Genomic DNA, 25,099 nt, shown 5'->3' with positions numbered 1-25,099 from the left:
ATCCTAGCAGCTCATTTCCGCATTGCGCCGACCGCCCGCGGCGTCCCGCTCAAAGGCACTTTGGAGAACATTGCAAGATGCGATTTACCCCGCACGTCACCGTCGCCACCGTGGTTGAAGATGAAGGCCGCTTCCTGCTGGTCGAAGAACTGGCCGATGGCCGCGCCGTATTTAATCAGCCGGCCGGCCATTTGGAAGCCGACGAAAGTCTGACGCAGGCTGCGCTGCGCGAAACGCTTGAAGAAACCGGCTGGCATATCGAGCTGACCGCGGTGACGGGCATTTACCTATATACCGCACCGAGCAACGGCGTGACCTACCAGCGAGTTTGTTTTGCCGGCAAGCCACTCCGCCATCAGCAAGAGCTGCCGCTGGATGACGGCATCATCGGCCCGCGCTGGCTGACGCGCGAGGAGCTGGCCGCCCAGCCCGAGCGCTGGCGCAGCGAGCTGGTGCTGCGCTGCATCGACGATTACCTGGCTGGCGAGCGCTTCCCACTCAGCCTGATCCGGGCGCCGAGCTGATTCGCCGCCTCCGAGGCTACCTGATAGAATTTCGTCCTTTGCTTGCATGAAGTCCGCCCCGCCATGTCCGATGTCCACTCTTCCGCCGCCCCCAAACGCGTAATCGTCGGCATGTCCGGCGGTGTCGATTCGTCTGTGTCCGCGCTCCTGCTGATCCAGCAGGGCTACCAGGTCGAAGGCCTGTTCATGAAGAACTGGGAAGAGGACGACGGCACCGAGTACTGCACGGCCATGGATGACCTGGCGGACGCGCAAGCGGTATGCGATCGGATCGGTATCAAGCTGCACACGGCCAACTTCGCAGCCGAGTACTGGGACAACGTGTTCGAGCACTTCCTCGCCGAGTACAAGGCAGGCCGCACGCCGAATCCGGACATCCTGTGCAACCGCGAGATCAAGTTTAAGGCGTTCCTCGACTACGCCCTGACGCTCGGCGCCGACCTGATCGCCACCGGCCACTACGTGCGCCGCCGCGACACCGACGGGCGCACCGAGCTACTCAAGGGACTGGACCCGAACAAGGACCAAAGCTATTTCCTGCACGCCGTCGGTGGTGACCAGATCGCCAAGACGCTATTCCCAGTCGGCGAACTGGAGAAGCCGGAAGTTCGCGCAATTGCCGAGCAGTATCAGCTGGCGACCGCCAAGAAGAAGGACTCGACCGGCATCTGCTTCATCGGTGAGCGCCGCTTCAGCGATTTCCTCAAGCAGTACTTGCCCGCCCAGCCGGGCAACATCGAGACCACCGAAGGCGTGGTGATCGGCCGCCATCACGGCCTGATGTACCACACCATCGGGCAGCGCCAGGGACTCGGCATCGGCGGCCTCAAGGAAGCCGGTGATGAGCCGTGGTACGTGCTGCGCAAGGACCTGGAGCGCAACGTCCTGATTGTCGGCCAGGGTAATGAGCACCCCTGGCTGTTCTCCCGGGCCCTACTTGCTTCGGAGATCTACTGGGTCAATCCGATCGACCTGAACCAACCGCGGCGACTGACCGCTAAAGTGCGCTATCGCCAAGGCGACCAAGCCTGCACGCTGGAGCGCACTGCCAACGGCTACCGGGCACTGTTCGACAAGCCGCAACGCGCGGTGACACCGGGTCAGTCGGTGGTGTTCTACGACGGCGACATCTGCCTGGGCGGTGGCGTGATCGAGGTCGCCGAGCAGTGGTTTGATACGGAGGCGTCGGCATGACGCCAATGCAAGAACAGCTCGTGGCGCTTGGCGCGGTGTTCGAGGCCGCCGCGCTGGTGGACAAGATCGCGCGCACCGGTCAATCCAGCGAAGCGCCACTCGGCTGCATGCTGGGTAGCCTGCTAATTCGCGATCCGCAGAGCACGCTCGAGGTGTACGGCGGCGACGACCTCAACCTGCGCGACGGTTATCGCGCACTGATCGGGGCATTGGAGCGCGAACCGTCCAGCCTGCAGCGCGAGCCGCTGCGCTATGCGCTGGCGATGATCGGCCTGGAGCGACAACTGGCCAAGCGTGACGACATGCTGCAAGTGATCGGCAATCGCCTCGACCAGATCCAGCAGCAGGTCCAGCATTTTGGCCTGACCCACGACAACGTCATCGCGTCCTGCGCCGGGCTCTATCAGGACACCCTGAGCACCTTCCGCCAGCGCATCCAGGTGCATGGCGACATGCGCAACCTGCAACAACCCAGCAACGCCGCGAAAATTCGCGCCCTGCTGCTTGCCGGAATCCGCTCGGCGCGCCTGTGGCGCCAGCTCGGCGGCCACCGCTGGCAGATGGTCTTCAGCCGCAAAAAACTCTTGCGCGAGCTGTACCCGATGATGCGCAGCTGATCCCGCCCCGCCACAGCGCTCCCGCGCGCTGATCGGCCAAACCGGGCGTGAGCGCATTTTTCATGTATGATACGCGCCCCATTTTTCTGTCAGCCGACTGTCCGAGAACGCCCTTATGCAGCTCTCCTCGCTCACCGCGGTTTCCCCTGTTGACGGCCGCTATGCCGGTAAAACCAGCGCCCTGCGCCCCATCTTCAGCGAATACGGCCTGATCCGTTTCCGCGTCATGGTTGAAGTGCGCTGGCTGCAACGCTTGGCTGCCCACGCGGGCGTTCCGGAAGTGGCGCCGCTGTCGGCAGAGGCCAACGCCCTGCTCAATCGCCTGGTGGACGACTTCCAGGTCGAGCATGCACAGCGCGTCAAGGACATCGAGCGGACCACCAACCACGACGTCAAGGCCGTGGAATACCTGCTCAAGGAGCAAGTCGCCGGACTGCCCGAACTGGCCAAGGTCAGCGAGTTCATTCACTTCGCCTGCACCAGCGAAGACATCAACAACCTCTCCCATGCACTGATGCTGCGCGCCGGTCGCGACGAAGTGCTGCTGCCGCTGATGCGCCAGACTGCCGACGCCATCCGCCAACTGGCCGTGCAATTCGCCGACGTGCCGATGCTGTCGCGCACCCACGGTCAGCCTGCCTCGCCGACCACCCTCGGCAAGGAACTGGCCAACGTGGTCTACCGCCTGGAGCGGCAGATCAAGCAAGTCGCCAGCATCGAGATGCTGGGCAAGATCAACGGCGCAGTGGGCAACTACAACGCCCACTTGTCTGCCTACCCGCAGGTCGACTGGGAAGCCAACGCCCGTGAGTTCATCGAAGGCGATCTGGGCCTGAGCTGGAACCCCTACACCACGCAGATCGAGCCGCACGACTATATCGCCGAGCTGTTCGATGCCATCGCCCGCTTCAATACCATCCTGATCGACTTCGATCGCGACGTTTGGGGCTACATTTCCCTCGGCTACTTCAAGCAGAAGACCATCGCCGGCGAAATCGGCTCGTCGACCATGCCGCACAAGGTCAACCCGATCGATTTCGAAAACTCGGAAGGCAACCTGGGCATCGCCAACGCACTGTTCCAGCACCTGGCCAGCAAGCTGCCGATCTCCCGCTGGCAGCGTGACCTGACCGACTCCACCGTGCTGCGCAACCTGGGCGTCGGTTTCGCTCATAGCGTGATCGCCTACGAGGCAAGCCTCAAAGGAATCAGCAAGTTGGAGCTGAATGCTCAACGTATTGCTGAAGATCTGGACGCCTGCTGGGAAGTCCTCGCCGAGCCAGTACAGACGGTCATGCGCCGTTACGGCATCGAAAACCCCTACGAGAAGCTCAAGGAGCTGACTCGCGGCAAAGGCATCAGCCCCGAGGGTCTGCAAGCGTTCATCGAAGGCCTGGATCTGCCAGCGGAAGCCAAGGCTGAGCTCAAGCAACTGACTCCAGCCAGCTATATCGGTAACGCTGTCGCTCAAGCCAAGCGCATCTGAACCCACCCTATTTTGCACGCCCGGCTGTGCCGGGCTTTTTTATTTCAAGGGGTTACCCATGAATCCAGATATTCCTCTTCAACTCCTGGGCGGCCTCAGTGCACGTGAATTTCTCCGCGACTACTGGCAGAAGAAGCCCCTGCTGATTCGCCAGGCAATGCCGGAATTTGAAAGCCCGATTTCCGCCGACGAGCTGGCAGGCCTGGCCCTGGAGGAGGAAGTCGAATCGCGCCTGGTGATCGAGCACGGCGAGCGGCCCTGGGAGCTGCGCCGCGGCCCCTTCGGCGAGGATGATTTCCAGAAGCTGCCGGAACGCGATTGGACCTTGCTGGTGCAAGCGGTCGACCAATTCGTGCCCGAGGTTGCCGAACTGCTACAGCACTTCCGCTTCCTGCCGAACTGGCGTATCGACGACGTGATGATCAGCTTCGCGGTTCCGGGCGGCGGCGTCGGCCCGCATTTCGACAACTACGACGTATTCCTACTGCAAGCCGAGGGGCGGCGTCGCTGGAAGATCGGCCAGATGTGCGACTCCGACAGCCAGTTGCTCGAACATGCCGACCTGCGCATCCTCGCCGACTTCCAGCAGGGCGACGAATGGGTTCTGGAGCCCGGCGACATGCTCTATCTGCCGCCGCGCCTCGCCCATTTCGGCATCGCTGAGGACGCCTGCATGACCTACTCGGTAGGCTTCCGCGCGCCGAGCGCCGCCGAGGTCCTGACCCACTTCACCGACTTCCTCAGTCAGTTCCTGCCTGACGAGGAGCGCTACAGTGATGCCGGTCTCGAGCCGAGCAACGATCCGAGCCAGATCCAGCACGACGCCCTCGATCGCCTGAAAGCCCTGCTCAACGAGCACATGGGCGACGAACGCCTACTGCTGACCTGGTTCGGCCAGTTCATGACCGAGCCGCGCTATCCCGAATTGGTTGCCGGCAGCGAAGTTGCCGAAACCGACCTGCTCGCCGGCCTGAAAGACGGCGCGGTGCTAGTGCGCAACCCCAGCGCGCGCCTGGCCTGGTCCGAAGTGGACGACAACCTGCTGCTGTTCGCCAGCGGGCAGAGCCGTCTGCTCCCGGGCAATCTGCGCGAGCTGCTCAAGCTGATCTGCTCGGCCGACGCGTTGCATCTCGACAACATCGGCCAATGGCTGACCGACGATGAGGGGCGTAAGCTGCTCGTCGAGCTGATCAAGCAAGGTAGTTTGGAGTTTGCTGATGAATGATCTGCACGTGCGCGTCGCCGATTGGCAAAAGGACAACGCCGACCTGCGCCGCATCCGCGATACCGTTTTCGTCGCCGAACAAGCGGTACCGCCCGAGCTGGAATGGGACGGCGAAGACGCCGAAGCCATTCATTTCCTGGCCCTGGACAATGGTTACGCGATCGGCACAGCACGCCTGCTGCGTGACGGCAGCATCGGCCGGGTGTCGGTCATCAAGGACTGGCGCGGCCTGAAAGTCGGTGAAGCGTTGATGACCGCAGTTATCCAGGAAGCCGAGAAGCTCGGCCTCACCCGCCAGATGCTCAGCGCCCAGGTGCAAGCCGCGCCGTTCTATGAGCGACTAGGCTTTTCCATTGTCAGCGACGAGTTTCTCGACGCCGGCATTCCCCATGTCGATATGGTGCGAGTCAGCAGCTGAGGCAACGATGAGCGACGATACCGCCCCCATTGAACAAGTTGCCGAGCCAGTGGAGCTGCCGGCGATCGAGTTTCAATCACCGGGGCGGTTCGCCGTACACAACCCAGCCACTCAGCCGCCCACCACTGAACAACTTGAGCCGGCGCCCTTCCAGTTGGGCGCCCATCTGTCCGTGGAACACTTCCACCAGCCGGAAGCCGCGCGCGCGCATGCCCTGGCGCTATTCGGGCAGGCGCAGCGTAGTCTGTGCCTGTACAGCCAGGATCTGGAAAGCTGGCTCTACCACCACAGCAGCATTCAGGACGCCGCCACGCACTTCCTGCTGGCCAGCCCGAAAAATCGCCTGCGCATCCTCGTTCGCGACGTCAGTCGCGCCGTGCGCGAGGGACACAGGCTGATCACTCTCTCGCGCCGCCTGCCGAGCAACCTGCACATTCGCAAGCTGCATCCCGACTACCCCATCGAGGACGCAGCGTTCCTCCTCGCCGACGATCGCGGCCTGCTGCTGCGGCCAAGCCCTGAACAACCCGTCGGCTACGCGCTCTACAACGACCCAGGCCGGGTACGGCTGCGCCAGGCGCAGTTCGATCAGGCCTGGGATACCAGCATCACCGACCCTGATCTGCGGAGCTTCCTGCTATGACCCTTCGCGCTTTGATCACCGCAGCGCTCTTGCTGCTGAGCCAATCCCTGCTGGCCGCCACGGAAGTCATTCAACTCAACTACCGAACCGCCGACGACATCCTGCCGGTCGCTCAGTCCATGCTGGGCTACGACGGCCGCGTCAGCGCCTATGGCAACCAGCTCGTCGTCAACGCGTCGCCGGAGAAAATTCAGGAACTGCGCGAGCTGCTCCAGCAGCTCGATACCCAGCCGCGACGCCTGCTCATCAGTGTGGATACCAGCGATTCCAACCACATGAATGAACAGGGCTACCGGGTCGACGGCAGCGCCAGTGCCGGCAATATCGAAATCCATTCCGGGCGCGGCGAAGTCAACGGCCGCGACCAGGTGCGCGTGATTCGCCGCAGCACCTCCAGCCGCGATGGTGGCACCCAGCAGGTCCAAGCCACCGAGGGCTACCCTGCCTTGATTCAGGTGGGCCAGAGCGTGCCGTTGACCACCACCAGCGTCGGCCCGTACGGCGGCGTCTACAACGACACCCAGTATCGTGACGTCACTCGCGGCTTCTACGTGACGGCCCGGGTGAGCGGCGAGAACGTACAGGTCACCATCGACACCAACAATGACCGACTCAGCCGTTCCCAGTCCGGCGCGGTCGACGTGCAGGGCACCAGCACCCGTGTCAGCGGCCGCCTCGGCGAGTGGTTGACGATCGGCGGCGCGAGCCAGAGCAATCAGTCCAGCCAGGGCGGTTTCCTGCAGCAGTACTCAACCCGCGGCAGCGACGATACGACCATTCGCCTGAAGGTCGACGCGCTCGACTGATGCCGCCGCAAGTGACCAAACGGTCGCCTCTAAGAAATTTTGTAGTAGTGATAAAAAATCACTACAAAACGTTTGACGAACATCCGTTTGAAAAGGCATGATTGCCCCGCTCCCGCTAATCAGGGGCTCTGGAAAGAGCCTCCGGATCGAGCCAGGCCACCACCGAGCCGGTCCGTGTTGCGCAGCCCAAAAGGCAGCTTGATGAGATTGCGACTGGCACGAAGTTGTCCTGAGGGACGGGGAAGCGTGTTCAACGTATCAGCCAGATCGACCAGCTCCAGCGCCTGAATCACCCAGCGGCATCCACGAGCCCACCGGTGAAGCAGTTCGATGTGAAAGATGGGTCATCCAACTGTTCGTATCCTCCCCCGCCGTTCGGCACCACTCGTCTAGGTCGCCATTCCATCATTCCGCTCCAAGCTCGCAACGATCCGTCTGCCGCACGGGTTGATTGGGAAAGTCGGTGCTCAACCACATACTTTGAAGGATTGACCATGTCCGCATATCAAAACGACATCAAGGCCGTTGCCGCGCTGAAAGAAGCAGCTGGCAACAGCTGGAGCGCTATCAACCCGGAATACGTGGCCCGTATGCGCGCCCAGAACCGCTTCAAAACCGGTCTGGAAATCGCCCAGTACACCGCCGACATCATGCGCAAAGACATGGCCGAGTACGATGCTGACTCTTCCGTCTACACCCAATCGCTGGGTTGCTGGCATGGCTTCATCGGTCAGCAGAAGCTGATCTCGATCAAGAAACACCTGAAGACCACCAACAAGCGCTACCTCTACCTGTCCGGCTGGATGGTTGCTGCTCTGCGTTCGGACTTCGGTCCGCTGCCGGACCAGTCCATGCACGAGAAAACCTCGGTTTCCGGCCTGATCGAAGAGCTGTACACCTTCCTGCGTCAAGCTGACGCCCGCGAACTGGACCAACTGTTCACTGCTCTGGACGCCGCTCGCGCTGCTGGCGACAACGCCAAAGCCGCCGACATCCAGGCTCAGATCGACAACCACGAAACTCACGTAGTCCCGATCATCGCCGACATCGACGCTGGTTTCGGTAACGCCGAAGCCACCTACCTGTTGGCCAAGAAAATGATCGAAGCGGGTGCTTGCTGCATCCAGATCGAAAACCAGGTTTCCGACGAGAAGCAGTGCGGCCACCAAGACGGTAAAGTTACCGTTCCGCACGTTGACTTCCTGGCCAAGATCAACGCCGTTCGCTACGCGTTCCTCGAGCTGGGCATCGACAACGGCGTGATCGTTGCTCGTACCGACTCCCTGGGTGCCGGCCTGACCAAGCAGATCGCCGTTACCAACGAGCCGGGCGACCTGGGCGACCAGTACAACTCGTTCCTGGATTGCGAAGAAGTTTCCGCTGCCGACCTGGGCAACGGCGACGTCGTGATCAACCGTGGCGGCAAGCTGCTGCGTCCGAAGCGCCTGGCTTCCAACCTGTTCCAGTTCCGCGCTGGCACCGGCGAAGCTCGTTGCGTACTGGACAGCATTACCTCGCTGCAGAACGGCGCTGATATGCTGTGGATCGAAACCGAGAAGCCGCACGTTGGCCAGATCAAAGGCATGGTTGACGAGATCCGCAAGGTCATCCCGAACGCCAAGCTGGTTTACAACAACAGCCCGTCCTTCAACTGGACCCTGAACTTCCGCCAGCAAGTGTTCGACGCTTTCGCTGCCGAAGGCAAAGACGTTTCCGCCTACGACCGCGCCAAGCTGATGAGCGTCGAGTACGACGAAACCGAACTGGCCCAGGTTGCCGACGAGAAGATCCGTACCTTCCAGCGCGACGGTTCGGCTCAGGCTGGCATCTTCCACCACCTGATCACTCTGCCGACCTACCACACCGCTGCGCTGTCGACCGACAACCTGGCCAAAGGTTACTTCGCAGACCAAGGCATGCTGGCTTACGTGAAAGGCGTTCAGCGTCAGGAGATCCGTCAAGGTATCGCCTGCGTTAAGCACCAGAACATGTCCGGCTCCGACATCGGTGACGCTCACAAAGAGTACTTCGCTGGTGATGCTGCCCTGAAAGCTGGCGGTAAAGACAACACCATGAACCAGTTCCACTAATAGGAACCGGCTCCCGATCTAGGCCCTGCCCGGATCGCGGTGTTACCCGACAAACCCCGGCATTTGCCGGGGTTTGTCATTTCTGACTCCCCCGCTGTCTACACTGGAATCCCACCATCTAGTACCTGGGGAGCGGATATGCCACGCGCAAACACTTGGCTTCTAGGTGTGACACTGGGCATCAGCGCCGCTGGACTGACGCTGCTCAGCCTCTCCCACACACCGCAGGGCCGCACCGACGCGGCGCCCGCCCCTGCCCGCGACCTCGCCACATCGCCACCACCGCCCACCCCCACGCATACCGCAGATCTTCAGCATTTGCTGGACACACCGGCCGTGAAGGAGGAAGAGCGCCGACTGGCCTTTCATAACACTTATCGCAACTTCTTTTCCCGCACCGCCGATCTCTCGCCTGCGCAGCGCAACAGCGAAGCACAGGCACTGGCCCAGCAAATCGATGATTATGAGCAGCGTGGTGAACTCGCCCTCAGCGAAGCCTTGTTGCTGCAAGTCGCCCTGATTCGCGCGACCAGCGGCGATGAACAAGAGCAGAAAGCTCGCGCCTCGGTGCTAGTAGCCCGCTACAAGGCACTCAGCGCTGCGCGTGAACAGCGCACGATCGAACAGCAAGACGCGCAATTCTCCCAGTACAAGCTCGAAGAGAAGCGCATCGTCGACGAGGTCATGGCAATGGACAGCGTCCCGGGCGGCCTGCCGCGCGATGAGTACCTGCGCCAGCAACTTCAGGAGGCCCGCGAGCGGGCCTATCAGTAGCCGCCAGCGCTACAGCAGCTGGTCGAGCACGTAGTAGAGCAGGTTGAAGGGCTTCTGCCGATCCGCCGCATCGCTGGACTCGGAAGCATCCAGCACCTTGCCGCTACCATCGAGGATGCTGCTGACAAAATGATCGAGCTCTAGCCCCTGCTCCTGAATATCCGCATTGGCGAACTCGATGATGCTCGTGCAATGGCTCTCGTTGACCGCACGAAACTGCGGGAAGTAGCCGCCGAAATTGTTCAGCCCAGCCAAGCTGGCACGCAGACGCCCAGAGTCCACATCCCACCGCGCATGAATCAACGCCTCCTTGGTAGCTTGATCCGGTGCGTTGATGATGTCCGCATAGAAGCGCTCATAGGAGTAGGACGAGTAATTCAGATCCTTCCAGAAGTGCGCCTGCCCCATGCGGTCCGCACTCCAGGTACTAGATAGCGCGGGATACAGGGAACCGAGGTCCGCGCGATTGAAACCGGGAAGTCGGCTCTGCATATACGCCAGCGGGCCATTTGCAGCGTCCAGCCCCCAGGCGCTGCGGATGAAGGTCTGCAGCGGCAACGACGGATACTGCAACGGATTGCTTCCTGCGGGTGCCGAAAAGACCGGGCCGGAGTCATCGAAAAGGAAGCCTCGGGTCGGCGCCATGTCTGGCCGTATCGACGCATAGTTGGTCAGGCTACCGGCACCACCGGCGCTGCAGCCGGTGGTCAGCAGTTGCGCCGGGCGCTGCAGGTTGTCCTTCAGCCAACTGACCACCGCACGCATGTTGCGCAAGCCGTTGTGCTGCCAGACCAGCGGCGCTTGCTGCGGGTCGGCCGCCGAGTAGATGGCAACCTTGTCGCCCGAGTAGATGTCACCCGTGCAGTACGGTACATAGACCATGTTCCAGTTCTGGGTTTTCACCCGCGTCCAGGGGTGCAGGCGCACCACCAGCGGACTGACCAGGCTGGCACCAGGATTCAGCAGTGACATGTAGTCATCGGGAATGCCATCGGCATTGCGCGCACCGCGGATGCCTGCCTGGCCGCTACAGCTCGCACTGTCCCAGCAGGCACCACCGCCCTCCAGATAGATGATGGTGTTGCTGGTATTCGGCACGCGATTGACGAAGAACTTGTAAGGCGAACCGTTGCCGCATACGGCGCCGGTCTGCGGCGCCAGCTTCACCGTTTGCCACGCATAGTACCTGGCCGGCTTGAAGCCGCTGTCGAAACCGGCGGGATTGGCAAGGAGCGGATAAATCCCCAGACGCTGGGACGACGTGACCTTGTTGTCGGCTCGCGGCGGGGCAACCAGGTTGATTGTCGATTGCCAGAAGCTGTAGTCGCCCAATTCCGCATGGGCGACGGAACTCACCATGGGCAGTATCGCGCAGGCGAGCGCGTGGGGAAAACGTAGTAAGCGCTTGGGCATTGCTGCGTTCCTCATCTTCTTGTTCTGGACGAGGTCGAAGCGGCTGACCTACGGTCAAGGCACTCCGCCCCCCACATGGCGCCTGAGTACGACCGGGAAACAGAGCGACGGCGCCCGAAGACACTGTTAGTACGCTAGTTCAGGGAGATTCGCGGCAAATATCGATTGGAGATAGTCTTTTCAATTGGATTAAGCGGATTGTTATTAGCTGTTGAGTGCTAGAAAACATCACGACCAGCAAATGCTAATACCTCTCATTTAAATAAAATCGCTAATTGCCGCCAAACCATGCGACCAAAGAATAGGTCCGCTGCAACGCGCGCCCTGCCTGCCTTCGCGCATCCAATTCGACCGCTAAGTTAATTTTTTATAAGGAAAAATTTACTTGGCGACGCAGACCCGCATAGAATTAGCGAATTAGATCGCTGGCTAATCATTAGACCCGCGACATCAACTAATTTGTTTCCGCCGCCTCTGTCTAAGGAGCCACGGCATGCCCGCTGAAGCTGTCGCCACCATGTCCCACAACTGGGGCCTTGCCATTTTCCTCCTGGGTGTCATCGGCCTCTGCGCCTTTATGCTCGGCGTATCCAGCCTCCTCGGAAGCAAAGCCTGGGGACGCAGCAAGAACGACCCCTTCGAGTCCGGGATGCTCCCGGTCGGCACCGCCCGCCTGCGCCTCTCGGCAAAATTCTATTTGGTCGCGATGCTCTTCGTGATCTTCGACGTTGAAGCCCTCTTTCTCTTCGCCTGGTCGGTATCTGTTCGCGAAAGCGGATGGGCCGGCTTCATCGAAGCTACCATTTTCATAGCAATTCTGTTGGCAGGTCTTGTCTACCTTTGGCGCATCGGGGCGCTCGATTGGGCTCCCGAAGGTCGTCGCAAGCGGCAGGCGAAGCTAAAACAATGAGGCTTTGGCGATGCAATACAAACTCACCAGGATCGACCCGGATGCGCCTAACGAGCAGTATCCGATCGGCGAGCGGGAGACCGTAGAAGATCCGCTCGAGGGTCAAGTCCACCGCAACATCTACATGGGCAAGCTTCAGGACGTCCTGACCAACGCGGTCAACTGGGGACGCAAGAACTCGCTGTGGCCGTACAACTTCGGCCTGTCCTGCTGCTACGTGGAGATGACCACCGCGTTCACCGCTCCCCACGACATCGCCCGTTTCGGCGCCGAAGTTATCCGTGCATCACCGCGCCAGGCCGACTTCATGGTGATCGCCGGTACCTGCTTCATCAAGATGGCTCCGATCATCCAGCGCCTCTACGAGCAAATGCTCGAGCCCAAGTGGGTCATTTCCATGGGTTCGTGCGCCAACTCGGGCGGAATGTACGACATTTACTCGGTCGTTCAGGGAGTGGACAAGTTCCTTCCTGTGGACGTTTACGTGCCTGGTTGCCCCCCGCGCCCCGAAGCATTCCTGCAAGCACTGATGCTGCTGCAAGACTCGATCGGCAAGGAGCGGCGCCCGCTTTCCTGGGTTGTTGGCGATCAAGGTATCTACCGTGCCGACATGCCGTCACAGCGGGAAGAACGCCGTGAACAGCGTATCCAGGTAACCAACCTGCGCAGCCCCGACGAAGTGTGATCCCGGCCTTTCCGCGGAAAAGCCCCCTCACCCTTTACGTTGTTGACTGAAAGCGACCGAGACCATGACTGCAGACAGCGCTCTGTACATCCCGCCTTACAAGGCAGACGACCAAGACGTCGTCGTTGAACTGAATTCCCGCTTTGGCGCCGAGACCTTCACGGTGCAATCCACGCGCACCGGCATGCCGGTGCTCTGGGTCGCGCGCGAGAAGCTGGTGGAAGTGCTGACTTTCCTGCGTCAGCTGCCCAAACCCTACGTGATGCTCTATGACCTGCACGGCGTCGACGAGCGCCTGCGTACGCAACGCCGCGGGCTGCCGGGCGCCGATTTCAGCGTGTTCTATCACCTGCTGTCGATCGAGCGAAACAGCGACGTGATGATCAAGGTCGCGTTGTCCGAAGGCGATCTCAACCTGCCGACCGTGACCGGTATCTGGCCCAACGCCAACTGGTACGAGCGCGAAGTCTGGGACATGTACGGCATCACCTTTGCCGGCCACCCTCACCTGACGCGCATCATGATGCCGCCGACCTGGGAAGGTCACCCGCTGCGAAAGGACTATCCGGCGCGTGCCACCGAGTTCGACCCGTTCAGCCTGACCCTGGCCAAGCAGGAACTGGAAGAAGAAGCCGCGCGCTTCAACCCGGAAGCCTGGGGCATGAAACGCCATGGCGAGAACGAGGACTACATGTTCCTCAACCTCGGCCCGAACCACCCGTCCGCCCACGGCGCGTTCCGCATCATCCTGCAGCTCGACGGTGAAGAGATCGTCGACTGCGTACCGGACATCGGTTACCACCACCGTGGCGCCGAGAAGATGGCCGAGCGTCAGTCCTGGCACAGCTTCATTCCCTATACCGACCGCATCGACTACCTCGGTGGGGTGATGAACAACCTGCCCTACGTGCTGGCGGTCGAGAAACTGGCCGGGATCAAGGTGCCGGACCGAGTCGATTTCATCCGCGTAATGCTCGCCGAGTTCTTCCGGATCACCAGCCACCTGCTGTTCCTCGGCACCTACATCCAGGACGTCGGGGCGATGACTCCGGTGTTCTTCACCTTCACCGACCGCCAGCGCGCGTACACGGTGATCGAGGCGATCACCGGCTTCCGTCTGCACCCGGCCTGGTACCGCATCGGCGGCGTCGCCCACGACCTGCCGCGCGGCTGGGACAAGCTGGTCAAGGACTTCGTCGATTGGCTGCCCAAGCGCCTCGACGAGTACGAGAAGGCCGCCCTGAAGAACAGCATTCTCAAGGGCCGGACCATCGGCGTGGCGCAGTACAACACCAAGGAAGCGCTGGAATGGGGTGTCACCGGCGCCGGCCTGCGTTCCACCGGTCTCGATTTCGACCTGCGCAAGGCGCGCCCCTACTCCGGTTACGAGAACTTCGAGTTCGAAGTGCCGCTGGCGCATAACGGCGATGCCTACGACCGCTGCATCGTGCGCGTCGAAGAAATGCGCCAGAGCATCCGCATCATCGAGCAGTGCCTGAAGAACATGCCGGAAGGCCCGTACAAGGCGGACCACCCGCTGACTACGCCGCCGCCGAAAGAGCGCACGCTGCAACACATCGAAACCCTGATCACCCACTTCCTGCAGGTTTCCTGGGGCCCGGTCATGCCGGCCAACGAAGCCTTCCAGATGATCGAGGCGACCAAGGGGATCAACAGTTACTACCTGACGAGCGATGGCGGCACCATGAGCTACCGCACCCGCATCCGTACGCCCAGCTACCCGCACCTGCAGCAGATCCCCTCGGTGATCCGCGGCAGCATGGTGGCCGACCTGATCGCGTACCTGGGCAGCATCGACTTCGTTATGGCCGACGTGGACCGCTAAGCATGAGCCAGGCAAATCTTATCCAGACCGACCGTTTCCTTCTCAGCGACAGCGAGCGTTCGGCGATCGAGCACGAAATGCACCACTACGAGGACCCGCGCGCGGCGTCCATCGAAGCGCTGAAGATCGTGCAGAAACACCGTGGCTGGGTGCCGGACGGCGCCATTCCGGCGATCGGCGAAATCCTCGGCATCCCGGCCAGTGATGTCGAAGGTGTGGCCACCTTCTATAGTCAAATTTTCCGTCAGCCGGTTGGCCGCCACATCATTCGCGTCTGCGACAGCATGGTCTGTTACATCGGTGGTCATGAGTCGGTGGTCAGCGCCATCCAGCAGCAGCTCGGCATCGGCCTCGGCCAGACCACCACCGATGACCGTTTCACCTTGCTGCCGGTGTGCTGCCTGGGCAATTGCGACAAGGCGCCGGCGCTGATGATCGACGACGACACCTTCGGTGACGTGCAAGCCGACGGTGTGGCCAAACTGCTGGAGGCCTATCAATGAAAAAGCTGACCTCCTTCGGTCCGGCCAACCTGATCGCCCGCAGCCCGGAAACCCATCCGCTGACCTGGCGTCTGCGCGACGACGGCGAAACTGTCTGGCTCGACGAATACCAGGCGAAAGACGGCTACAGCGCAGCGCGCAAGGCACTGGCCGACATGGCCGCCGACGACATCGTGCAGACCGTCAAAGACTCCGGCCTCAAGGGCCGCGGCGGTGCTGGCTTCCCCACCGGGGTGAAGTGGGGTCTGATGCCCAAGGACGAATCCCTCAATATCCGCTACCTGCTGTGCAACGCGGACGAGATGGAGCCGAACACCTGGAAAGACCGCATGCTCATGGAGCAGCTGCCGCACCTGCTGATCGAAGGCATGCTGATCAGTGCGCGCGCGCTCAAGGCCTACCGTGGCTACATCTTCCTGCGCGGCGAATACGTCGACGCGGCGCGTAACCTCAACCGCGCCGTCGAAGAAGCCAAGGCCGCTGGCCTGCTCGGCAAGAACATCCTCGGCAGCGGCTTCGACTTCGAGCTGTTCGTCCACACCGGTGCCGGTCGCTACATCTGCGGCGAAGAGACCGCACTGATCAACTCGCTGGAAGGCCGCCGCGCCAACCCGCGTTCCAAGCCGCCCTTCCCCGCCGCTGTCGGCGTGTGGGGCAAGCCGACCTGCGTCAACAACGTCGAGACCCTGTGCAACGTGCCAGCGATCGTCGGCAACGGCGTCGACTGGTACAAGACCCTGGCCCGTCCGGGCAGCGAAGACATGGGCACCAAGCTCATGGGCTTCTCCGGCAAGGTGAAGAACCCCGGTGTCTGGGAGCTGCCGTTCGGCCTTCCGGCGCGCGAACTGTTCGAGGACTACGCCGGCGGCATGCGCGATGGCTTCAAGCTGAAATGCTGGCAGCCCGGCGGCGCCGGTACCGGCTTCCTGCTGCCCGAGCACCTCGATGCGCCGATGTTCGCCGCTGGCATCGCCAAGGTCGGCACCCGTATGGGCACCGGCCTGGCCATGGCGGTCGACGAGAGCGTCAACATGGTCTCGCTGCTGCGCAACATGGAAGAGTTCTTCGCCCGCGAATCCTGCGGCTTCTGCACCCCGTGCCGTGACGGCCTGCCGTGGAGCGTGAAGATGCTCCGCGCGCTGGAGCGCGGCCAGGGCACCAAGGAAGACATCGACACCCTGCTGCAGCTGGTCAACTTCCTCGGCCCCGGCAAGACCTTCTGCGCGCACGCACCCGGTGCCGTGGAACCGTTGGGCAGCGCGATCAAGTACTTCCGACCGGAGTTCGAAGCGGGCGTGGCCCAGACGACGAATCCGTTCGAGGCCAAGCCGCAAGCGGTTGGCGTGTAGCGATTAGCTGCGCACCCGTCGGCGGGTGAGGAAGGATGTTGGCTGTGGCCATTCCCCTTCCCCACCGCGCAGCGGGCGGCGAGCAAGACAAGAATTCCATTAGCCAAACCCGTTTCGGCGGGTAGATGAAGACTGAACCATGGCCACTATCCACGTAGACGGCAAAGCGCTTGAAGTCGACGGTGCGGACAACCTGTTACAGGCCTGTCTCTCCCTCGGCCTCGACATCCCGTACTTCTGCTGGCACCCGGCGCTCGGTAGCGTCGGCGCCTGTCGCCAGTGCGCGGTCAAGCAGTACACCGATGAGAACGACAAACGCGGTCGCCTCGTCATGTCCTGCATGACGCCCGCCACCGACAACACCTGGATCTCCATCGACGACGAAGAGGCGAAGCAGTTCCGCGCCAGCGTCGTCGAATGGCTGATGACCAACCACCCGCACGACTGCCCGGTGTGCGAGGAAGGCGGTCACTGCCACCTGCAAGACATGACGGTGATGACCGGCCACAACGAGCGCCGTTATCGCTTCACCAAGCGCACCCACCAGAACCAGGACCTCGGCCCGTTCATCTCCCACGAGATGAACCGCTGCATCGCCTGCTACCGCTGCGTGCGTTTCTACAAGGACTACGCCGGTGGCACCGACCTCGGCGTCTACGGCGCACACGACAACGTCTACTTCGGTCGTATCGAAGACGGCGTGCTGGAAAGCGAGTTCTCCGGCAACCTCACCGAGGTCTGCCCGACTGGTGTGTTCACCGACAAAACCCACTCCGAGCGCTACAACCGCAAGTGGGACATGCAGTTTGCCCCGAGCATCTGCCACGGCTGCTCGAGCGGTTGCAACATCAGCCCCGGCGAGCGCTACGGCGAGATCCGCCGCATCGAGAACCGCTACAACGGTTCGGTGAACCACTACTTCCTCTGCGACCGTGGCCGTTTCGGCTACGGCTACGTCAACCGCGAAGACCGTCCGCGTCAGCCGCGATTCGGCGCGCAGAAGCTGAGCCTGGACGGCGCCCTGGACAAGGCCGCCGAGCTGCTGAAAGGCAAGCACGTGATCGGTATCGGTTCGCCGCGCGCCAGCCTGGAAGGCAACTACGCCCTGCGTGAGCTGGTCGGCGAAGGCAACTTCTACTCCGGCATCGCCGCCGGCGAGCTGGACAACCTGCGCCTGGTGCTGCAGGTGCTGCAGGACAGCCCGCTGCCGATCCCGTCGATGCGCGAGATCGAAGACCACGACGCGGTGTTCGTCCTCGGCGAAGACCTGACCCAGACCGCCGCCCGCATCGCCCTGGCGCTGCGCCAGTCGGTCAAGGGCAAGGGTGAGGACATGGCCGCCGCGATGAAGATCCAGCCGTGGCTCGATGCCGCGGTGAAGACCATCGCCCAGCACGAACTGAACCCGCTGTTCATCGCCAGCCTGAGCGCCACCAAGCTCGACGACGTCGCGGCCGAGTGCGCCCACGCCGCGCCGGATGATCTGGCTCGCCTCGGCTTCGCCGTGGCCCACGCCATCGATCCGAGCGCCCCGGCGGTTGCCGGCCTGGACGCCGAAGCCGGCGAACTGGCCCAGCGCATCGCCGATGCGCTGCTCGCTGCCAAGCGCCCGCTGGTGATTTCCGGCACCTCGCTGGGTAACCCGGCACTGATCGAAGCTGCGGCGAACATCGCCAAGGCGCTGAAGACCCGCGAGAAGAACGGCTCGCTGAGCCTGGTCGTGCCGGAGGCCAACAGCCTTGGCCTGGCCCTGTTCGGCGGCGACTCCGTTGATGCCGCGCTGGATGCCCTGACCGCCGGCCAAGCCGATGCCGTGGTGGTACTGGAGAACGATCTGTACCGCCGCGCCGACGCCGCCAAGGTCGACGCCGCGCTGGCCGCCGCCCAGGTGGTGATCGTCGCCGACCACCAGCAGACCGCCACCGTCGAACGCGCCCATCTGGTCCTGCCGGCCGCCAGCTTCGCCGAAGGCGACGGCACCCTGGTCAGCCAGGAAGGTCGTGCCCAGCGTTTCTTCCAGGTCTACGAGCCGTCCTACTACGACTCCAGCATCCTGGTGCGCGAGGGCTGGCGCTGGCTGCACGCCCTGCACAGCACCCTGCAAGGCAAGACCGTGGACTGGACCCAACTGGACCAAGTCACCGAAGCCTGCGCCGCCGGCAACGCCAAACTGGCCGGTATCCGCAACGCCGCGCCTTCCGCGTCGTTCCGTATCAAGGGCCTCAAGCTGGCCCGCGAACCGCTGCGCTACAGCGGTCGCACCGCCATGCGCGCCAACATCAGCGTGCACGAGCCGCGCCAGCCGCAGGATCAAGACTCCGCCTTCGCCTTCTCCATGGAAGGCTATTCGGGCAGCAAGGAAGACCGTCAGCAGATTCCGTTCGCCTGGTCGCCGGGCTGGAACTCGCCGCAAGCCTGGAACAAGTTCCAGGACGAAGTCGGCGGCCACCTGCGCGCCGGCGATCCGGGTGTGCGTCTGATTGAGGCCCAAGGCGATCGCCTGTCCTGGTTCAGCGCCATCCCTGCGCCGTTCAACCCGGCCCAAGGCACCTGGCAGGTCGTGCCGGTCCATCACCTGTTCGGCAGCGACGAGAACAGCTCGCGCGCTGCGCCGGTTCAGGAACGCATTCCGCAGGCTTACGCCGCGCTGGGTAAAGCCGAAGCGGCGCGCCTGGCGGTCAACGACGGCACCTTCATCAGTCTCCGCGTGGCCGGCCAGACCCTGCGTCTGCCGGTGCGTATCGACGACGAGCTGGCAGCCGGTCTGGTCGCCCTGCCCGTCGGCCTCGACGGCATTCCGCCACGGGCTGCCGGCCAAGCGGCCAGTGGTCTGCAGGAGGTCGCGCAATGAGCTGGCTGACTCCCGAACTCGTCGACGTGATCATCGCGGTCCTCAAGGCCATCGTCATCCTGCTCGCCGTGGTGGTCTGCGGCGCGCTGCTGAGCTGGGTCGAACGTCGCCTGCTGGGCCTCTGGCAGGACCGTCACGGTCCGAACCGGGTCGGTCCTTTCGGCGCCTTCCAGCTCGGCGCCGACATGATCAAGATGTTCTTCAAGGAAGACTGGACCCCACCGTTCGCTGACAAGCCGATCTTCACCCTGGCCCCGGTAGTGGCGATGAGCGCCCTGCTGATCGCCTTCGTGATCATCCCGATCACTCCGACCTGGGGCGTCGCGGACCTCAACATCGGCCTGCTGTTCTTCTTCGCCATGGCCGGCCTTTCGGTGTACGCCGTGCTGTTCGCTGGCTGGTCCAGCGCCAACAAGTACGCGTTGCTCGGCAGCCTGCGCGCCTCGGCACAGACCGTGTCCTATGAAGTGTTCATGGGCCTGGCGCTGATGGGCATCGTGATTCAGGTCGGCTCGTTCAACATGCGCGACATCGTGGATTACCAGGCTCAGCACCTGTGGTTCATCATTCCGCAGTTCTTCGGCTTCTGTACCTTCTTCATCGCCGGCATCGCGGTGACCCACCGTCACCCGTTCGACCAGCCGGAAGCGGAGCAGGAACTCGCCGACGGTTACCACATCGAGTATGCCGGGATGAAATGGGGCATGTTCTTCGTCGGCGAATACATCGGCATCGTGTTCATCTCGGCACTGCTGGTGACCCTGTTCTTCGGTGGCTGGCACGGCCCGTTCGGCATCCTGCCGCAGATCCCGTTCATCTGGTTCGCCCTGAAAACCGCCTTCTTCATCATGCTGTTCATCCTGCTGCGCGCGTCCATTCCGCGCCCGCGCTATGACCAGGTGATGAGCTTCAGCTGGAAGTTCTGCTTGCCGCTGACCCTGATCAACCTGCTGGTGACCGGCGCAGTCGTGCTGGCCGCGGCCCAGTAAGGAGTAAGACACAATGTTCAAGTACATCTGGGACGTGCTGCACGGCACCTGGACCCAACTGCGCAGCGTGGTGATGATCTTCGGTCACGCCTTCCGCAAGCGCGACACCCTGCAGTACCCGGAAGAGCCGGTTTACCTGCCGCCGCGCTATCGCGGCCGCATCGTGTTGACCCGCGATCCCGACGGCGAAGAGCGCTGCGTGGCGTGCAACCTGTGCGCCGTGGCCTGCCCGGTCGGCTGCATCTCGCTGCAGAAAGCCGAGACCGACGACGGTCGCTGGTACCCGGAATTCTTCCGCATCAACTTCTCGCGCTGCATCTTCTGCGGTCTCTGCGAAGAGGCCTGCCCGACCACCGCGATCCAGCTCACCCCGGATTTCGAGATGGCCGAGTTCAAGCGTCAGGACCTGGTCTACGAGAAGGAAGACCTGCTGATTTCCGGCCCCGGTAAGAATCCGGACTACAACTTCTACCGCGTTGCCGGTATGGCCATTGCCGGCAAGCCGAAAGGCGCCGCGCAGAACGAAGCCGAGCCGATCAACGTGAAGAGCCTGCTGCCCTAAGGACGAAAGATGGAATTCGCTTTCTATTTCGCTGCCGGCGTCGCCGTGGTGTCCACGCTGCGGGTGATCACCAACAGCAACCCGGTTCATGCCCTGCTTTACCTCATCATTTCCCTGCTGTCGGTGGCCATGTGCTTCTTCAGCCTTGGCGCACCGTTCGCCGGTGCCCTGGAAATCATCGTCTACGCCGGCGCCATTATGGTGCTGTTCGTCTTCGTGGTGATGATGCTCAACCTCGGCCCGGCCATCGTCGAGCAGGAACGCAAGTGGCTGAAGCCCGGCGTGTGGACCGGTCCCGGCCTGCTCGCCCTGGTGCTGCTCGGCGAGCTGCTCTATGTGCTGTTCGCGCAACCGAGCGGCGGCGCCCTCGGCTTGCAGACCGTGGATGCCAAGGCCGTCGGCATCAGCCTGTTCGGCCCTTACCTGCTGGTCGTTGAGCTCGCCTCCATGCTGCTGCTGGCAGCCCTGGTCGCCGCCTTCCACCTCGGACGCCACGAGGCCAAGGAACAATGATGAACTCGATCCCCCTCGAGCACGGCCTGGCTGTCGCCGGCGTGCTGTTCTGCCTCGGCCTGGTCGGCCTGATGGTGCGGCGCAACATTCTGTTCGTGCTGATGAGCCTGGAAATCATGATGAACGCCGCCGCACTGGCCTTCGTGGTCGCCGGTAGCCGCTGGGCCCAGGCCGACGGCCAGGTGATGTTCATTCTGGTGATCACCCTCGCAGCCGCCGAGGCCAGTATCGGCCTGGCGATCCTGCTGCAGCTGTATCGCCGCTTCCACACCCTCGATGTCGACGCTGCCAGCGAGATGCGCGGATGAATCTTCTATACCTCACTTGCCTGTTCCCGCTGCTCGGCTGGCTGATCCTGGCCTTCTCCCGCGGCCGCTTCTCGGAAAACACCGCTGCCGTGATCGGCGTAGGCTCGGTCGGCCTGTCCGCCCTGGTCGCCGCCTGGATCGGCTGGCAATTCCACGTCAGCCCGCCGGAAGGTGGCGTGTTCACCCAGGTGCTCTGGCAGTGGATGAGCGTGGAAGGCTTCCGCCCAAGCTTCACCCTGCATCTGGACGGCCTGTCGCTGACCATGCTCGGTGTGGTTACCGGCGTCGGCTTCCTGATCCACCTGTTCGCCTCCTGGTACATGCGTGGTGAAGAGGGTTACTCGCGCTTCTTCGCCTACACCAACCTGTTCATCGCCAGCATGCTGTTCCTAGTACTCGGCGATAACCTGCTGTTCCTCTATTTCGGCTGGGAAGGCGTGGGCCTCTGCTCCTACCTGCTGATCGGCTTCTACTTCAAGCACGTGCCGAACGGCAACGCGGCGCTGAAGGCCTTCATCGTTACCCGCATCGGCGACGTGTTCATGGCCATCGGCCTGTTCATCCTGTTCGCCCAGCTCGGCACGCTGAACATCAGCGAATTGCTGGTCCTCGCCCCGCAGAAGTTCGCCACCGGCGACTTCTGGATCGAGCTGGCCGCGCTGATGCTGCTCGGCGGTGCGGTTGGTAAATCCGCCCAGCTGCCACTGCAGACCTGGCTGGCCGATGCGATGGCCGGTCCGACCCCGGTCTCGGCGCTGATTCACGCGGCGACCATGGTGACCGCCGGTGTCTACCTGATCGCCCGTACCCACGGTCTGTTCCTGCTGGCGCCGGACGTGCTCGAACTGGTCGGCATCGTCGGTGGTGTGACCCTGGTGCTGGCCGGCTTCGCCGCATTGGTACAGACCGACATCAAGCGCATCCTCGCCTACTCGACCATGAGCCAGATCGGCTACATGTTCCTCGCTCTGGGCGTCGGCGCCTGGGAAGGCGCGATCTTCCATCTGATGACCCACGCCTTCTTCAAGGCCCTGCTGTTCCTCGCCTCCGGTGCGGTGATCGTCGCCTGCCACCACGAGCAGAACATCTTCAAGATGGGCGGGCTGTGGAAGAAGCTGCCGCTGGCCTACGCCAGCTTCATCGTCGGTGGCGCCGCGCTGGCCGCCCTGCCGCTGGTCACCGCGGGCTTCTACTCGAAGGACGAGATCCTCTGGGAAGCCTTCGCCAGTGGCCACCAGGCGCTGCTGTACGCCGGTCTGGTCGGTGCCTTCATGACCTCGCTGTACACCTTCCGCCTGATCTTCATCGCCTTCCACGGCGAAGCGAAGACCGAAGCGCACGCCGGCCACGGCATCAGCCACTGGCTGCCGCTGTCGGTGCTGATCGTGCTGTCGACCTTCGTGGGCGCGCTGATCACCCCGCCGCTGCACGGCGTGCTGCCGCAGAGCGTCGGCCATGCCGGTGGCGAAGCCCAGCACAGCCTGGAAATCGCCTCGGGCGCCATCGCCATCGCCGGCATCCTGCTCGCCGCCCTGCTGTTCCTCGGCAAGCGCAGCCTGGTCAGCGCGATCGCCAACAGCGCGCCCGGTCGCTTCCTGTCGGCCTGGTGGTTCGCCGCCTGGGGCTTCGACTGGCTGTATGACGTGCTGTTCGTCAAACCCTATCTGCTGGTCTGCCGCCTGCTCGGTCGCGACCCAATCGACAAGACCATTGGCGTCCTGCCGCGCCTGGCGCGTGGCGGCAACCAGGCGATGAGCCGCACCGAGACCGGCAACCTGCGCTGGTACGCGGCCTCCATCGTCGGCGGTTCCGTGCTGCTGCTCGCCACTCTTCTGATTCTGAATTAAGGAACACAGCCCGTCATGATTCTGCCTTGGCTAATCCTGATTCCCTTCATCGGCGGCCTGCTCTGCTGGCAAGGGGAACGCTTCGGCAACACCCTGCCGCGCTGGATCGCATTGCTCAGCATGGCGCTGCTGTTCGGCCTCGGCCTGTGGCTGTGGGCGAGCGGCGACTTCAGCCTGGCTCCCGCTCCTGGCGCCGCGCCGCAGTGGGCGGCCGAGTTCAAGGTGCAGTGGATCGAGCGTTTCGGTATCACCATCCACCTCGCGCTCGACGGCCTGTCGGTACTGATGATCAGCCTCACCGGTCTGCTCGGCGTACTGTCTGTGCTCTGCTCATGGAACGAGATCCAGAACCGCGTCGGCTTCTTCCACCTCAACCTGCTGTGGATTCTCGGCGGTGTGGTGGGAGTATTCCTCGCCATCGACCTGTTCCTGTTCTTCTTCTTCTGGGAAATGATGCTGGTGCCGATGTACTTCCTCATCGCGCTCTGGGGTCACAGCGGTAGCAAGAACAACACCCGCATCAACGCGGCCACCAAGTTCTTCATCTACACCCAGGCCAGCGGCCTGATCATGCTGGTGGCGATCCTCGCCCTGGTGTTCGTCAACTACAGCCAGACCGGCGTGCTCAGCTTCAACTACGCCGACCTGCTGAAGACAGAAATGGCCCCCGGCACCGAGTACCTGCTGATGCTCGGCTTCTTCGCCGCCTTCGCGGTGAAGTTCCCAGTGGTTCCGGTGCACTCCTGGCTGCCGGACGCCCACGCCCAGGCGCCGACCGCCGGTTCCGTCGACCTCGCTGGCATCCTGCTGAAGACCGCCGCCTATGGCCTGATGCGCTTCGCCCTGCCGCTGTTCCCCAATGCCTCGGCCGAGTTCGCGCCGATCGCCCAGTGGCTCGGCGTGTTCGCTATCGTGTACGGCGCCCTGCTGTCCTTCGCGCAGACTGACATCAAGCGCCTGGTGGCCTACTCCAGCGTCTCGCACATGGGCTTCGTGCTGATTGCCATCTACTCCGGCAGTCAGATAGCCCTGCAAGGCGCAGTGGTGCAGATGATGGCACACGGTCTTTCCGCCGCCGCGCTGTTCATCCTGTGCGGCCAGCTCTACGAGCGCGTACACACCCGTGACATGCGCGAAATGGGCGGTATCTGGGGACGCATGCCGTATCTGCCGGCGCTCAGCCTGTTCTTCGCCGCCGCCGCGCTCGGCCTGCCGGGCACCGGCAACTTCGTCGGTGAGTTCCTGATCCTGGTTGGCAACTTCCCGGGCTCGCCGCTGATCACCGTGCTCGCCTCCACCGGCCTGGTGTTCGGCTCGGTCTATGCCCTGATCATGATCCACCGCGCGTACTTCGGCCCAGCCAAAAGCGAAGGTCCGCTGCTCGGCCTGCAGGCGCGCGAGATGGGCATGATCCTCGGCCTGGCGGTCCTGCTGATTCTGCTCGGTGTCTACCCGCAGCCGGTGCTTGATACCTCGGCCGCCAGCATGCATGGCGTACAGAGCTGGATCAGCACCGCCTTCACTCAACTCGCCTCGGCTCGGTAAG

Annotated in this window: 23 protein-coding genes; 22 read left to right on the top strand and 1 reads right to left on the bottom strand. The window is 62.8% G+C overall.

Annotated elements, in window-relative coordinates:
- Positions 1-77 precede the first annotated feature (77 nt).
- The 10 genes from JQX08_RS13815 (at position 78) to JQX08_RS13770 (ending at position 9,777) form a co-directional block, all read left to right on the top strand.
- Positions 78-524 (top strand): NUDIX hydrolase, encoded by a 447-nt coding sequence (locus JQX08_RS13815; protein ID WP_205348982.1) that lies wholly within the window; start codon positions 78-80, stop codon positions 522-524.
- A gap of 63 nt (positions 525-587) precedes the next feature.
- Positions 588-1,718 (top strand): tRNA 2-thiouridine(34) synthase MnmA, encoded by a 1,131-nt coding sequence (mnmA, locus tag JQX08_RS13810; protein ID WP_205348981.1) that lies wholly within the window; start codon positions 588-590, stop codon positions 1,716-1,718.
- Positions 1,715-2,335, top strand: coding sequence for a high frequency lysogenization protein HflD (hflD, locus tag JQX08_RS13805; RefSeq protein ID WP_205348980.1), 621 nt, complete (start codon positions 1,715-1,717; stop codon positions 2,333-2,335). Before mnmA ends, hflD begins: the two co-directional genes overlap by 4 nt.
- Positions 2,336-2,450: 115 nt before the next feature.
- Entirely contained in the window at positions 2,451-3,821 is a 1,371-nt protein-coding gene (gene purB / locus JQX08_RS13800) for an adenylosuccinate lyase (protein WP_205348979.1), read from the top strand.
- A gap of 58 nt (positions 3,822-3,879) precedes the next feature.
- Positions 3,880-5,046: a ribosomal protein uL16 3-hydroxylase gene (locus JQX08_RS13795; RefSeq protein WP_205348978.1), complete on the top strand. Its 1,167-nt coding sequence runs from the start codon at positions 3,880-3,882 to the stop codon at positions 5,044-5,046.
- A complete protein-coding gene (locus JQX08_RS13790) occupies positions 5,039-5,464 on the top strand; it encodes a GNAT family N-acetyltransferase (protein WP_205348977.1) in 426 nt (141 codons plus the stop codon). Before JQX08_RS13795 ends, JQX08_RS13790 begins: the two co-directional genes overlap by 8 nt.
- 7 nt (positions 5,465-5,471) lie before the next feature.
- A complete protein-coding gene (locus tag JQX08_RS13785; RefSeq protein WP_205348976.1) occupies positions 5,472-6,107 on the top strand; it encodes a DUF7931 domain-containing protein in 636 nt (211 codons plus the stop codon).
- Positions 6,104-6,913 carry a secretin N-terminal domain-containing protein gene (locus JQX08_RS13780; RefSeq protein WP_205348975.1) on the top strand — a complete coding sequence of 270 codons (810 nt, stop codon included), beginning with the start codon at positions 6,104-6,106 and terminating at the stop codon, positions 6,911-6,913. Before JQX08_RS13785 ends, JQX08_RS13780 begins: the two co-directional genes overlap by 4 nt.
- A gap of 494 nt (positions 6,914-7,407) precedes the next feature.
- Complete coding sequence (locus JQX08_RS13775; protein ID WP_205348974.1) at positions 7,408-9,003, top strand: isocitrate lyase; 1,596 nt, start codon at positions 7,408-7,410, stop codon at positions 9,001-9,003.
- A gap of 138 nt (positions 9,004-9,141) precedes the next feature.
- Positions 9,142-9,777, top strand: coding sequence for a hypothetical protein (locus JQX08_RS13770; RefSeq protein WP_205348973.1), 636 nt, complete (start codon positions 9,142-9,144; stop codon positions 9,775-9,777).
- Between the two features lie 9 nt (positions 9,778-9,786).
- Here the strand turns inward: JQX08_RS13770 and JQX08_RS13765 are convergent, their stop codons facing one another.
- Positions 9,787-11,136 (bottom strand): pectin acetylesterase-family hydrolase, encoded by a 1,350-nt coding sequence (locus tag JQX08_RS13765; RefSeq protein ID WP_430472539.1) that lies wholly within the window; start codon positions 11,134-11,136, stop codon positions 9,787-9,789.
- A 547-nt stretch (positions 11,137-11,683) separates the two neighbouring features.
- Here JQX08_RS13765 and JQX08_RS13760 point away from each other — a divergent pair.
- From JQX08_RS13760 to nuoM, 12 genes are all read left to right on the top strand, one after another.
- On the top strand, positions 11,684-12,100 hold the full coding sequence (locus JQX08_RS13760; RefSeq protein ID WP_205348971.1) for an NADH-quinone oxidoreductase subunit A: 417 nt from the start codon (positions 11,684-11,686) through the stop codon (positions 12,098-12,100).
- A gap of 10 nt (positions 12,101-12,110) precedes the next feature.
- Positions 12,111-12,785 carry a NuoB/complex I 20 kDa subunit family protein gene (locus JQX08_RS13755; protein ID WP_205348970.1) on the top strand — a complete coding sequence of 225 codons (675 nt, stop codon included), beginning with the start codon at positions 12,111-12,113 and terminating at the stop codon, positions 12,783-12,785.
- 64 nt (positions 12,786-12,849) lie between these two features.
- Entirely contained in the window at positions 12,850-14,631 is a 1,782-nt protein-coding gene (gene nuoC / locus JQX08_RS13750) for an NADH-quinone oxidoreductase subunit C/D (RefSeq protein WP_205348969.1), read from the top strand.
- A gap of 2 nt (positions 14,632-14,633) precedes the next feature.
- Positions 14,634-15,134 carry an NADH-quinone oxidoreductase subunit NuoE gene (nuoE, locus tag JQX08_RS13745; RefSeq protein ID WP_205348968.1) on the top strand — a complete coding sequence of 167 codons (501 nt, stop codon included), beginning with the start codon at positions 14,634-14,636 and terminating at the stop codon, positions 15,132-15,134.
- A complete protein-coding gene (gene nuoF, locus JQX08_RS13740; RefSeq protein WP_205348967.1) occupies positions 15,131-16,483 on the top strand; it encodes an NADH-quinone oxidoreductase subunit NuoF in 1,353 nt (450 codons plus the stop codon). Before nuoE ends, nuoF begins: the two co-directional genes overlap by 4 nt.
- 139 nt (positions 16,484-16,622) lie before the next feature.
- Complete coding sequence (gene nuoG, locus JQX08_RS13735; RefSeq protein ID WP_205348966.1) at positions 16,623-19,334, top strand: NADH-quinone oxidoreductase subunit NuoG; 2,712 nt, start codon at positions 16,623-16,625, stop codon at positions 19,332-19,334.
- Positions 19,331-20,323, top strand: a complete 993-nt coding sequence (gene nuoH / locus JQX08_RS13730) for an NADH-quinone oxidoreductase subunit NuoH (RefSeq protein ID WP_205348965.1) — start codon at positions 19,331-19,333, stop codon at positions 20,321-20,323. Before nuoG ends, nuoH begins: the two co-directional genes overlap by 4 nt.
- 13 nt (positions 20,324-20,336) lie before the next feature.
- Positions 20,337-20,885: an NADH-quinone oxidoreductase subunit NuoI gene (gene nuoI / locus JQX08_RS13725; RefSeq protein WP_205348964.1), complete on the top strand. Its 549-nt coding sequence runs from the start codon at positions 20,337-20,339 to the stop codon at positions 20,883-20,885.
- A gap of 9 nt (positions 20,886-20,894) precedes the next feature.
- On the top strand, positions 20,895-21,398 hold the full coding sequence (gene nuoJ, locus JQX08_RS13720; protein ID WP_205348963.1) for an NADH-quinone oxidoreductase subunit J: 504 nt from the start codon (positions 20,895-20,897) through the stop codon (positions 21,396-21,398).
- Positions 21,398-21,706 (top strand): NADH-quinone oxidoreductase subunit NuoK, encoded by a 309-nt coding sequence (gene nuoK, locus JQX08_RS13715; RefSeq protein ID WP_205348962.1) that lies wholly within the window; start codon positions 21,398-21,400, stop codon positions 21,704-21,706. The genes nuoJ and nuoK overlap by 1 nt, the downstream gene beginning before the upstream one ends.
- The gene (nuoL, locus tag JQX08_RS13710) at positions 21,703-23,553 is read left to right on the top strand and encodes an NADH-quinone oxidoreductase subunit L (RefSeq protein WP_205348961.1); all 1,851 of its coding nucleotides are present in this window, start codon (positions 21,703-21,705) and stop codon (positions 23,551-23,553) included. Before nuoK ends, nuoL begins: the two co-directional genes overlap by 4 nt.
- Positions 23,554-23,568: 15 nt before the next feature.
- Entirely contained in the window at positions 23,569-25,098 is a 1,530-nt protein-coding gene (nuoM, locus tag JQX08_RS13705; RefSeq protein ID WP_205348960.1) for an NADH-quinone oxidoreductase subunit M, read from the top strand.
- Position 25,099: the final 1 nt, after the last annotated feature.

Source organism: Zestomonas insulae (genome assembly GCF_016901015.1).
Taxonomy (GTDB): domain Bacteria; phylum Pseudomonadota; class Gammaproteobacteria; order Pseudomonadales; family Pseudomonadaceae; genus Aquipseudomonas; species Aquipseudomonas insulae.
This window is presented reverse-complemented; position numbering and strand designations above follow the sequence as displayed.

What these genes read in the sequence shown, in the direction of transcription:
- JQX08_RS13815 (WP_205348982.1), top strand. Translation starts at nt 78, where the DNA reads ATGCGATTTACCCCGCACGTCACCGTCGCCACCGTGGTTGAAGATGAA.
- mnmA (WP_205348981.1), top strand. Translation starts at nt 588, where the DNA reads ATGTCCGATGTCCACTCTTCCGCCGCCCCCAAACGCGTAATCGTCGGC.
- hflD (WP_205348980.1), top strand. Translation starts at nt 1,715, where the DNA reads ATGACGCCAATGCAAGAACAGCTCGTGGCGCTTGGCGCGGTGTTCGAG.
- purB (WP_205348979.1), top strand. Translation starts at nt 2,451, where the DNA reads ATGCAGCTCTCCTCGCTCACCGCGGTTTCCCCTGTTGACGGCCGCTAT.
- JQX08_RS13795 (WP_205348978.1), top strand. Translation starts at nt 3,880, where the DNA reads ATGAATCCAGATATTCCTCTTCAACTCCTGGGCGGCCTCAGTGCACGT.
- JQX08_RS13790 (WP_205348977.1), top strand. Translation starts at nt 5,039, where the DNA reads ATGAATGATCTGCACGTGCGCGTCGCCGATTGGCAAAAGGACAACGCC.
- JQX08_RS13785 (WP_205348976.1), top strand. Translation starts at nt 5,472, where the DNA reads ATGAGCGACGATACCGCCCCCATTGAACAAGTTGCCGAGCCAGTGGAG.
- JQX08_RS13780 (WP_205348975.1), top strand. Translation starts at nt 6,104, where the DNA reads ATGACCCTTCGCGCTTTGATCACCGCAGCGCTCTTGCTGCTGAGCCAA.
- JQX08_RS13775 (WP_205348974.1), top strand. Translation starts at nt 7,408, where the DNA reads ATGTCCGCATATCAAAACGACATCAAGGCCGTTGCCGCGCTGAAAGAA.
- JQX08_RS13770 (WP_205348973.1), top strand. Translation starts at nt 9,142, where the DNA reads ATGCCACGCGCAAACACTTGGCTTCTAGGTGTGACACTGGGCATCAGC.
- JQX08_RS13765 (WP_430472539.1), bottom strand. Translation starts at nt 11,136, where the DNA reads ATGGTGAGTTCCGTCGCCCATGCGGAATTGGGCGACTACAGCTTCTGG.
- JQX08_RS13760 (WP_205348971.1), top strand. Translation starts at nt 11,684, where the DNA reads ATGCCCGCTGAAGCTGTCGCCACCATGTCCCACAACTGGGGCCTTGCC.
- JQX08_RS13755 (WP_205348970.1), top strand. Translation starts at nt 12,111, where the DNA reads ATGCAATACAAACTCACCAGGATCGACCCGGATGCGCCTAACGAGCAG.
- nuoC (WP_205348969.1), top strand. Translation starts at nt 12,850, where the DNA reads ATGACTGCAGACAGCGCTCTGTACATCCCGCCTTACAAGGCAGACGAC.
- nuoE (WP_205348968.1), top strand. Translation starts at nt 14,634, where the DNA reads ATGAGCCAGGCAAATCTTATCCAGACCGACCGTTTCCTTCTCAGCGAC.
- nuoF (WP_205348967.1), top strand. Translation starts at nt 15,131, where the DNA reads ATGAAAAAGCTGACCTCCTTCGGTCCGGCCAACCTGATCGCCCGCAGC.
- nuoG (WP_205348966.1), top strand. Translation starts at nt 16,623, where the DNA reads ATGGCCACTATCCACGTAGACGGCAAAGCGCTTGAAGTCGACGGTGCG.
- nuoH (WP_205348965.1), top strand. Translation starts at nt 19,331, where the DNA reads ATGAGCTGGCTGACTCCCGAACTCGTCGACGTGATCATCGCGGTCCTC.
- nuoI (WP_205348964.1), top strand. Translation starts at nt 20,337, where the DNA reads ATGTTCAAGTACATCTGGGACGTGCTGCACGGCACCTGGACCCAACTG.
- nuoJ (WP_205348963.1), top strand. Translation starts at nt 20,895, where the DNA reads ATGGAATTCGCTTTCTATTTCGCTGCCGGCGTCGCCGTGGTGTCCACG.
- nuoK (WP_205348962.1), top strand. Translation starts at nt 21,398, where the DNA reads ATGAACTCGATCCCCCTCGAGCACGGCCTGGCTGTCGCCGGCGTGCTG.
- nuoL (WP_205348961.1), top strand. Translation starts at nt 21,703, where the DNA reads ATGAATCTTCTATACCTCACTTGCCTGTTCCCGCTGCTCGGCTGGCTG.
- nuoM (WP_205348960.1), top strand. Translation starts at nt 23,569, where the DNA reads ATGATTCTGCCTTGGCTAATCCTGATTCCCTTCATCGGCGGCCTGCTC.